Genomic DNA, 8,017 nt, shown 5'->3' with positions numbered 1-8,017 from the left:
GACAGGATCACTGCGCGGTCGACCGTCAGCAGCGGCCGGTGATGGGCGAAGGCCGCCAGCAGCTGAACCAGCTCGGTTTCCGGTGCAGTCACTTTCAAGTCCACCGAGAATCGGGTCAGAGGCCCTTGTGCTTGAGGCTCGGCAGCCCGTAGTTCATTCAGCTCGACGCCGGCGCCACGGACCAGCTCATCCACGGCACTGAGGACTGCTGCGCCGTCCGTGCGCGACCGAAAAACCCACGCAGCAACCTCGTGCGACTGGCGTGCCAGTTCATCGGGTGCCAGTACATCGTTTGTGGCTACCAGCAGCCGCAGGCGCTGCAGTTCGAAACGGGAGTCGTCCAGGCGCTCGATGGCAGCGGTGGTGAGCGTGTGCAGGGGACGGATCACAAGCGACCACGCCATGATCAGCGGGACGCAGCCCAACACGATCGCAAGCGTTCGCCGTACGGCCAGCGGAAGATGTGTCATCGGGCACCTGTCCGGGCGAGCCTTGCCTGCATCACGAACTGCGGCACATCCGCCGTGCCCGAGCCAGGATCCAGCCGCGACACCGATTCCAGCCGGACGGCACTCAAGCTGCCGGCCTGCTCCAGTGCGCGGGCGGCCGTTGTCGGGTCGGCGGCATGGCCGGTGATCCGGAGGCCGCCCTGTTCGTAATGAAGCTGGCTGACCCATGCCTGCTTCGGCAGATGGGCGGCAACATCCTCGAGCACGAGCAGCAGGCCCGGCGACGCACGTACAGCCGAGACGGCATCCTGAACGGCGTACAGCCGCGCCTGTTCTTCGGCCAGGCGAATGGCCTTGCCTTGAACCGCCCGGCTTTCGTCGATGGCGGCCTGGGTGCGTGCGGTGAGCCACGATGCGCCTGCATGGAGCGCCGGCCCGATTGCAAGCACGATGCCGCAAGCGGATGCGAACAGCCATCGGTTCAGGCGCGTCGTCGCGAGCGCATGCTGCGCGCCCCGCGACACCGAAAAGATGAACGTGGGGGATGGATGACCCTCCGGCGAGAAACCGACCACGCATCCCGTTGTGCCAGCCCGTTCGGCGGCAGCCTCCAGCCTCGCGGCCTGCTCCCGTGTGCACAGGGCGACATCCACTCTGATTTCATCTCGATTGCTTCCGGCCGATACCCCGCCGATGTCGAAATACAGCGCCGCAGGGTCGATCGGCGCTTCTGCTGCCAGGCGGTAGCGGACGGCGTCCTTGAGGCTGCTGCGGGCCGCGCGGGGCAAGGTCAGTGGCAGCCGCATCACCTGCGCGGAGTCCATCAGCATGATGACGGGCCTGTCCCTGCATGCGGCTTGCCAGTCGTCGGGCAGTCCGCCCGACGCTCGGTGCTGCTCGTGCAGGTGCGGCGTGCCATGTGCATCCGAGACGAGGGTGACGGTTGTGCCGGTGCCTGTGAAGCGCTGTGTGGCCGGCGCGATGAGCCCGTGCATTTCTTCGCGCCACCAGTGCCACGCATGCCGGAGCGCATCGGCCATTCCGGCGGGCAAGGGCAGGGTGGCGCGGATTCCATTGCGCCGGGTTTTTCCTTTGATCATCGGGTGTGGATATTTATTTGGGGTTTATTGTTGACAATGGTATGTTTGTTTCGAACGATGTCAGTCAGCTTGAGCATGCGGTCGGGGTATGTCGTCAGAGTGTAGTCGAAACTGTGGGCGAAGGCGAAGGGCTGCAGTCCATTTCAATAGGGGAGAGTGGTGATGAGTGAGAGTCGGACCCTGAAGCCGGCGTCGGGTGCGAGCATGCGCACCCTGGTGCTGGCCACCTTGCTGGGCTTGTCCATGCCCGTGCTGGCCGGCTCGGTCAGCTACACCTACGACCAGTTGGGCCGCGTCAAGACGGCCACCTACAGCAACGGCGTGGTCATCACCTACACCTACGACGCGGCCGGCAACCGCGTCAGCCAGGTCACCACCGGCGTGCCCTGATCCCCTGGCGGCCAATGGCCGCCTTTCCATTGTTTTTCCCTTGAGTTCTGTATCGGCCCGCGCGGGCGGGCCGTGGGGCGTCGTGCGCTTTTCGGGCATGCGGTTCGCATGTCGTGGGCGGGCCTCGCTGCGTATTTCGTATTTGTTCGGGAGAGTTCGATCATGTCAGAACGCAACAAAGGTTCGCTGCGCGCGAGCATGCTGGCGGTGGTGGTCGCCGGCCTGTTCTCGGGTTCGGCGCTGGCCGAGGGCAACATCCAGTTCGGCCAGGGCGTGCCGGCGGTGGTGGAACTGCCCCAGCCCCTGGCGGCCACGGCCCGCACGGCCAAGGGCGGCGTGCAACGCGAGCGCATCGAGCACGGCCCCGGCGTCAACCGTGCCATCCTGGCCCCGGTCACGCCCGAGGAGTCGGAGCAAGCCATCCACGCCCGTGAACTGCCCCAGGGGCTGAACCAGGGCGTGCCGCATGAAGCCGGGCGCAGCGCCGCCCCTGGCCGCGAACCGGCGATGTCGGCGATGCGGATTGCGGGCGACACCGCGCCGACCGGGCCGGCCTCGATCGCGGAACTGGCGCGTGCGCTCAAGAACGACCCGGACCTGATCTACGAGTACGTCCGCAACAACATCGCCTACTACCCCACTTGGGGCATCCAGAAAGGCGCGATCGGCACCTTGCTCGACAACCAAGGCACGGCCTTCGACCAGGCCACGCTGATGGTGCAGTTGCTGCGCGAGGCAGGCTTCACTGCCAACCACGTCAAGGGGCGCATCAACCTCACCGCCGCGCAGGTGCAGGATTGGCTGGGGGTCGACACCAGCAACGTGTGCGGGGTGCTCAACCTGTTCGGCCAGGCACAGATTCCGGTCTCCTCGGTCACGGCGACGGCCGCGGGCAGTTGCCCGGGCTCGACCGCCGCGCTGCACAGCATGAAGTTCGACCACGTGTGGGTGAAGGTCAACATCGGCGGCACCAACTACTACTTCGATCCGAGCTTCAAGTCCCATGTCCACAAGACCGGCATCAACCTCGCCACCGTCAGCGGCTACAACGCCAGCAGCTATCTGACCTCGGCCAAGAGCGGCGCCACGGTCAATGCCAACTACGTGCAGGGCATCAACCGCAACAACATCCGCAACAACCTCGCCAGCTATTCGAGCACGCTGGCCACCTATCTGCGCACCAATCTGCCGGCGGGCACGCTCGACGACGTCATCGGCGGCAAGACAGTGGCACCGTACACCGGTGCTCCGCTGCGCCAGACCGCGCTGCCCTACCGGGACACCTCGGTCGCGCTGACCGAATGGGTGAACATTCCGGCCAGCTACAGCCCGACGCTACGGGTCGTCTACCAGGGCATCGACAAGACCTACAGCTCCGACGCGATCTACGGCAAGCGGCTGACGATCACCTACAACAGCGCGAACAAGCCGGTACTGATGCTTGACGGCGTGGCGCAGGCCACCGGCACCACCGTCACGCCGGGCACGGTCGGCACCGTCACCTTCAACGTCGCACACGGCGCCTACGGCAGCACCGGGGCGAACCAGAACTTCACCCAGCAGATCAAGGCGGGCGGCACCTACCTGATCGGCAACGGCTGGGGGCCGGCCGGGCGTGGGCTCGTCGAGCGCTACCGCGGCCAGCTCGACACCGCCAAGGCGGCCGGCAGTGCCGACGCTTCCGAGGTCGTGCTCGGCTCGTCGCTGGCGGTACTGTCGGCGAGCTGGATCGCGCAGGTGAACCACTCGGACTACATCACCGACCGGCTCGCCGCCACCAACACCCTGTTCCACCACCAGGTCGGCATCGCTGGCTACAGCGGCGCTTCCTATGTCGACTTGCCGGGCAATATGGTGGGCGTGGTCAGCCAGAGCGCGGACGCGGCCAAGGAACGCGCGGTCTTCTACAGCTCGTCGATGCACTCCAGCATCTTCGAATCGGCCGCGGTGCAGCAGACCACGGGCGTCAGCGCGGTGTCGACGGTCAAGCTCATCGACATGGCCGTGGCCGGCAACAAGAAGATCTACAACGCCACCTCGGCGAACTACGCCTCGGCGGTGCAGCCGAACCTGGTGGGATGCGCATCGTGGCTGACGACCTTCCAGGGCCAGATCACGGCCGGCAACCGGCTGATCCTGCCCGACAGCTGCAACCTGACCGAGGGTAGCTGGACGGGGACCGGCTACTTCACCATCAACAGCACCGGCACGAGCATCGGCGCCATCATCGGCGGCGGGCTCGCAGGCGGCTTCTCGACGAATCTGCAGGCGCAGAACCAGTTCGTCAGCAACACGCTGTCGCTGTCGCTGTCGCTGTCGCAGAATCTTGCGACCCAGACGACGGGCTCCTACTTCGGCGACCCCATCGACATGACGAAGGGCCACTTCGTCTATGCTCACCAGGACATCCAGACCGGCGTGGGCGAATTCCCGCTGAGCCTGGGTGTCCAGAAGCTCTACAGCTCGGGTGCACGCACACAGGACGGCCCGCTGGGCAAGGGCTGGACGCACAGCCTGGCGGCGACCGTCCGCATGGGTTCGGACGGCTTCCAGGGCATGGGCGAGGACTCCGCGCTCGACGCGGTGCCCACGCTGGTCGAGAAGCTGGTGTCGCTCGACCTGCTCAGCGACGCGGCCAAGCCGCTGGACAAGATGGTCGTCGCCACGGTGGGCCAGCGCTGGTTCGCCGACCAGTTGATCGACAACACCGTGGTCGTGGCCCAGGGCCTGAACAGCGAAGTGTTCGTCAAGCTGCCCGACGGCAGCTACAACCCGCCGCCGGGCAACGCGGCGCGGCTGACCAAGCAGGGCGACGGTACCTACCAGTACGAAACGGTCAACCGTGCCAAGCTTGTCTTCAACAGCGCGGGCAAGCTGGCGACCTACACGCACCCGAGCGGCGTGCAGGCCAAGTTCACCTACAGCGGTGCCAATCTCACCAAGGTCGCCAACAGCCTGGGCCGGGTGCTCAACTTCAGCTACAGCGGCGCGCGCATCAGCGCGGTCAGCGACGGCACGCGCAGCATCGGCTACGCTTACGACAGCAGCGGCAACCTCGTCAGCTCCACCGACGCCACCGCCAAGCTCACCACCTTCCAGTACGATCTGCCGGGGCGGGTGACGAAGTTCTTCTACCCGAGCAACCCGTCGGTCGCCTTCGCCACCAACGTCTACGACAGCCTGGGCCGGGTGCAGACTCAAACCAACGCTGCCGGCAAGCTCTACACTTATTACTTCGCTGGCTCGCGCTCGGAAGAAGTCGGGCCGGGCTCGGTCAGCAAGGTGTCCTATGTGGATGCCTTCGGCCGGGTGCTGAAGTCGGTCGATCCACTCGGCCGCGTCACCACCAACACCTACGACGGCCAGGGCCGGCTGACGCGCAAGACCTTCCCCGAAGGCAACGCGCTGGAATACAGCTACGACGACGCGCCGTGCGCCGCCGCCGACAAGCGCTGCACGCACAACGTCACCGAGGTCAAGCAGTTGCCCAAGCCCGGCTCGGGCCTGGCGACGCTGACCAGCAGCTTCACCTACGAGAGCGCCTTCAACAAGGTGGCCAGCGCCACCGACGCGTTGGGCAAGGTCACGACCTATACCTATACCGCGCAGGGCAATCCGCTGACGGTCACGGCCCCGGCCGATGCGGCCGGCGTGCAGCCGCAGACCACCTACGGCTACACCGCCTACACGGCCAGCGGCTACCCGAGCTTCTACCTGCAGACCTCGCAGACCAGCAAGATCAACGCCAGCGCCACGGTGGTCAGCACCACCGCCTACAACGCGGCCAACAAATATGTGCCACAGACGGTGGTGGCCGATTCGGGCACCGGCAAGCTGAACCTCACGACCACCTTCAGCTTCGACGCGGTGGGCAACCTGACGCAAGTCAACGGCCCGCGCACCGACGTCACCGACACCACCACGCACGCCTATGACGGCCAGCGCCGGGTCACGCAGACGACCGACGCGCTGGGCAAGCAGACGCGCTTCGGCTACGACAACGACGGCCGGCTGATCCGCAGCGCGGCCCAGCTCGGCAGCCAGTGGCTGGTGAGCTGCACCAGCTACACCACGACCGGCAAGCTGCTCAAGGCCTGGGGCCCGGCGCTCACCGCCGCGGCCACCACGTGCCCGACGGCCGCTGCCCCGGTGGCGGTCACCGACTACGCTTACGACGACCTCGACCGCCTGATCCGTGTCACCGAGAACCTGACCTCGGCCCAGGGCGGCAACCGGGTCACCGAGACGGTGTACAACGCCGACGACAGCGTGCAAAGCGTCAATCGCGCGGTGGGCACGGCGCTGGCGCAGACCTATGCCGCCTACACCTACAGCAACAACGGCCTGCCGCTGACGCTGACCGATGCCAAGGGCAATCGCACGACCTACGAATATGACGGTCACGATCGCCGGGTGAAACTGCGCTACCCGCACCCCACCACGGTCGGCACCTCGTCGACGAGCGACTACGAGCAATTCACCTACGATGCGGTCGGCAACGTCACCAAGCACCGCAAGCGCAGTGGCCAGAACGTCACGCTCGTCTATGACGACCTGCACCGCCTGATCGGCCGTACTTACCCGACTGCGGCGGACAATGTGGCGATCAGCTACGACCTGCTGGGCCGGCGCACGCAGACGAAGTTCGCCAACAACAGCCACACCGTGGACTATGTGTGGGATGCGGCGGGGCGGCTCACCAGCACCACGGCCGGGGCCAAGACGCTGGCCTACCAGTACGACCCGGCGGGCAACCGCACGCGCACCACGTGGCCGGAGACGGCGTTCTACGTCACTATGACCTATGACGCGCTGAACCGCCCGACGGCGATCAAGGAAACCGGTACGGTCAACCTGGCCAGCTACGCCTACGACGACCTGAGCCGGCGCACCACGGTGACGCTGGGCAACGGCACCACGACCACTTACGGCTACGGTGCGCAGGGCACGCTCTCCAGCTTGGCGCACAACCTGGCCGGTACGGCGCAGGACCAGACCACCAGCTACACCCGCAATCAGGTGCAGGAGATCGTGAGCCAGAGCTGGACGAACGACCTGTACCAATGGGCAGGCTACGCCAACGGTACCCAGAGCTACACGGTCAACGGCCGGAATCAGTACACCGCAGCGGCAGGGGCCAGCATCACCCACGACAACCGGGGCAACCTGACGGGCGACGGGGTGTGGACCTACGTCTACGATGTCGACAACAAGCTCAAGACGGCGAACAAGAGCGGCTATGCGGCGACGCTGGCCTACGATGCGGAAGGCCGGCTGCGCCGCACGACGCTGGCGGGCACGGTGACCGACCTGATGTACGACGGTGTGGACTTGGTGGCCGAGTACGACAGCGCGGGCACGGTGCTGCGCCGCTACGTGCATGGCCCCGGGGTGGATGAAGCGCTGGTGTGGTACGAGGGCACGGCCACGACCGACAAGACGTGGCTGTATGCCGATCATCTGGGCAGCATCGTGGCTGCGGCCAACAGCGCGGGCACCAGCACGGCGATCTACCGTTATGGCCCGTATGGTGAGCCAGACACGACGACCGGGGTGCGCTTCCGCTATACGGGGCAGCAGTACCTGGGTGGGTTGAACCTGTATTACTACAAGGCGCGGTTCTACTCGCCGGCGATCGGCCGCTTCCTGCAGACCGATCCGATTGGGACGGCGGATGATCTGAACCTGTATGCGTATGTGCGGAACAATCCGGTCAACTTCAATGATCCCACTGGAGAATTCTGGGTTCATGCGGGAATGTTCATAGTCGGTGCAGGAATTGATGTCTTTACTCAGATGTACATTGACGAAAAGTCGTGGGATCAGGTGAGCCTGTGGGATGCCGGAATGGCTGGCTCTGGGGCGATGATTACCGGCAACGTTGCAGGGCGACTTGCTCAGGCAGCTTATCGAGGAACGATAAGCACTAGCAGAGCCATCGGCTACACTAGTCTTACAGGTGGTGCGGTCGGTGGGACCGCCTCAGTGGCAGGTGATTTGTTAGAAGGCAAAGGTCCTGATTGGCTAGGAGCAACTGTTAATGCTGCCGGGGGAGCGCTTGGTGCAGGTGTTGGAGCC

4 protein-coding genes are annotated in these 8,017 nt (G+C 65.5%); 2 read left to right on the top strand and 2 right to left on the bottom strand.

Annotated elements, in window-relative coordinates; all coding sequences use genetic code 11:
* Together TBU01S_RS24365 and TBU01S_RS24360 are read right to left on the bottom strand one after the other, a co-directional pair.
* Positions 1-470 (bottom strand): GspMb/PilO family protein (locus TBU01S_RS24365; protein WP_169802997.1); only part of this gene is annotated, 470 nt, incomplete at its 3' end.
* On the bottom strand, positions 467-1,549 hold the full coding sequence (locus tag TBU01S_RS24360; RefSeq protein ID WP_169802996.1) for a PilN domain-containing protein: 1,083 nt from the start codon (positions 1,547-1,549) through the stop codon (positions 467-469). The genes TBU01S_RS24365 and TBU01S_RS24360, both read right to left, overlap by 4 nt.
* Before the next feature lie 162 nt (positions 1,550-1,711).
* Between TBU01S_RS24360 and TBU01S_RS22055 the strand changes: the two genes are divergently transcribed.
* Together TBU01S_RS22055 and TBU01S_RS22050 are read left to right on the top strand one after the other, a co-directional pair.
* Positions 1,712-1,939, top strand: a complete 228-nt coding sequence (locus tag TBU01S_RS22055) for an RHS repeat domain-containing protein (protein ID WP_217999680.1) — start codon at positions 1,712-1,714, stop codon at positions 1,937-1,939.
* Positions 1,940-2,101: 162 nt separating this feature from the next.
* Positions 2,102-8,017 (top strand): RHS repeat-associated core domain-containing protein (locus tag TBU01S_RS22050; protein WP_068639639.1); only part of this gene is annotated, 5,916 nt, incomplete at its 3' end.

Origin of the sequence: Thauera butanivorans NBRC 103042, assembly GCF_001591165.1 — a bacterium.
GTDB classification, from domain to species: domain Bacteria; phylum Pseudomonadota; class Gammaproteobacteria; order Burkholderiales; family Rhodocyclaceae; genus Thauera; species Thauera butanivorans.
Note: the sequence above shows the minus strand (reverse complement) of the source record. Positions and strands in the feature narration are given on the sequence as shown.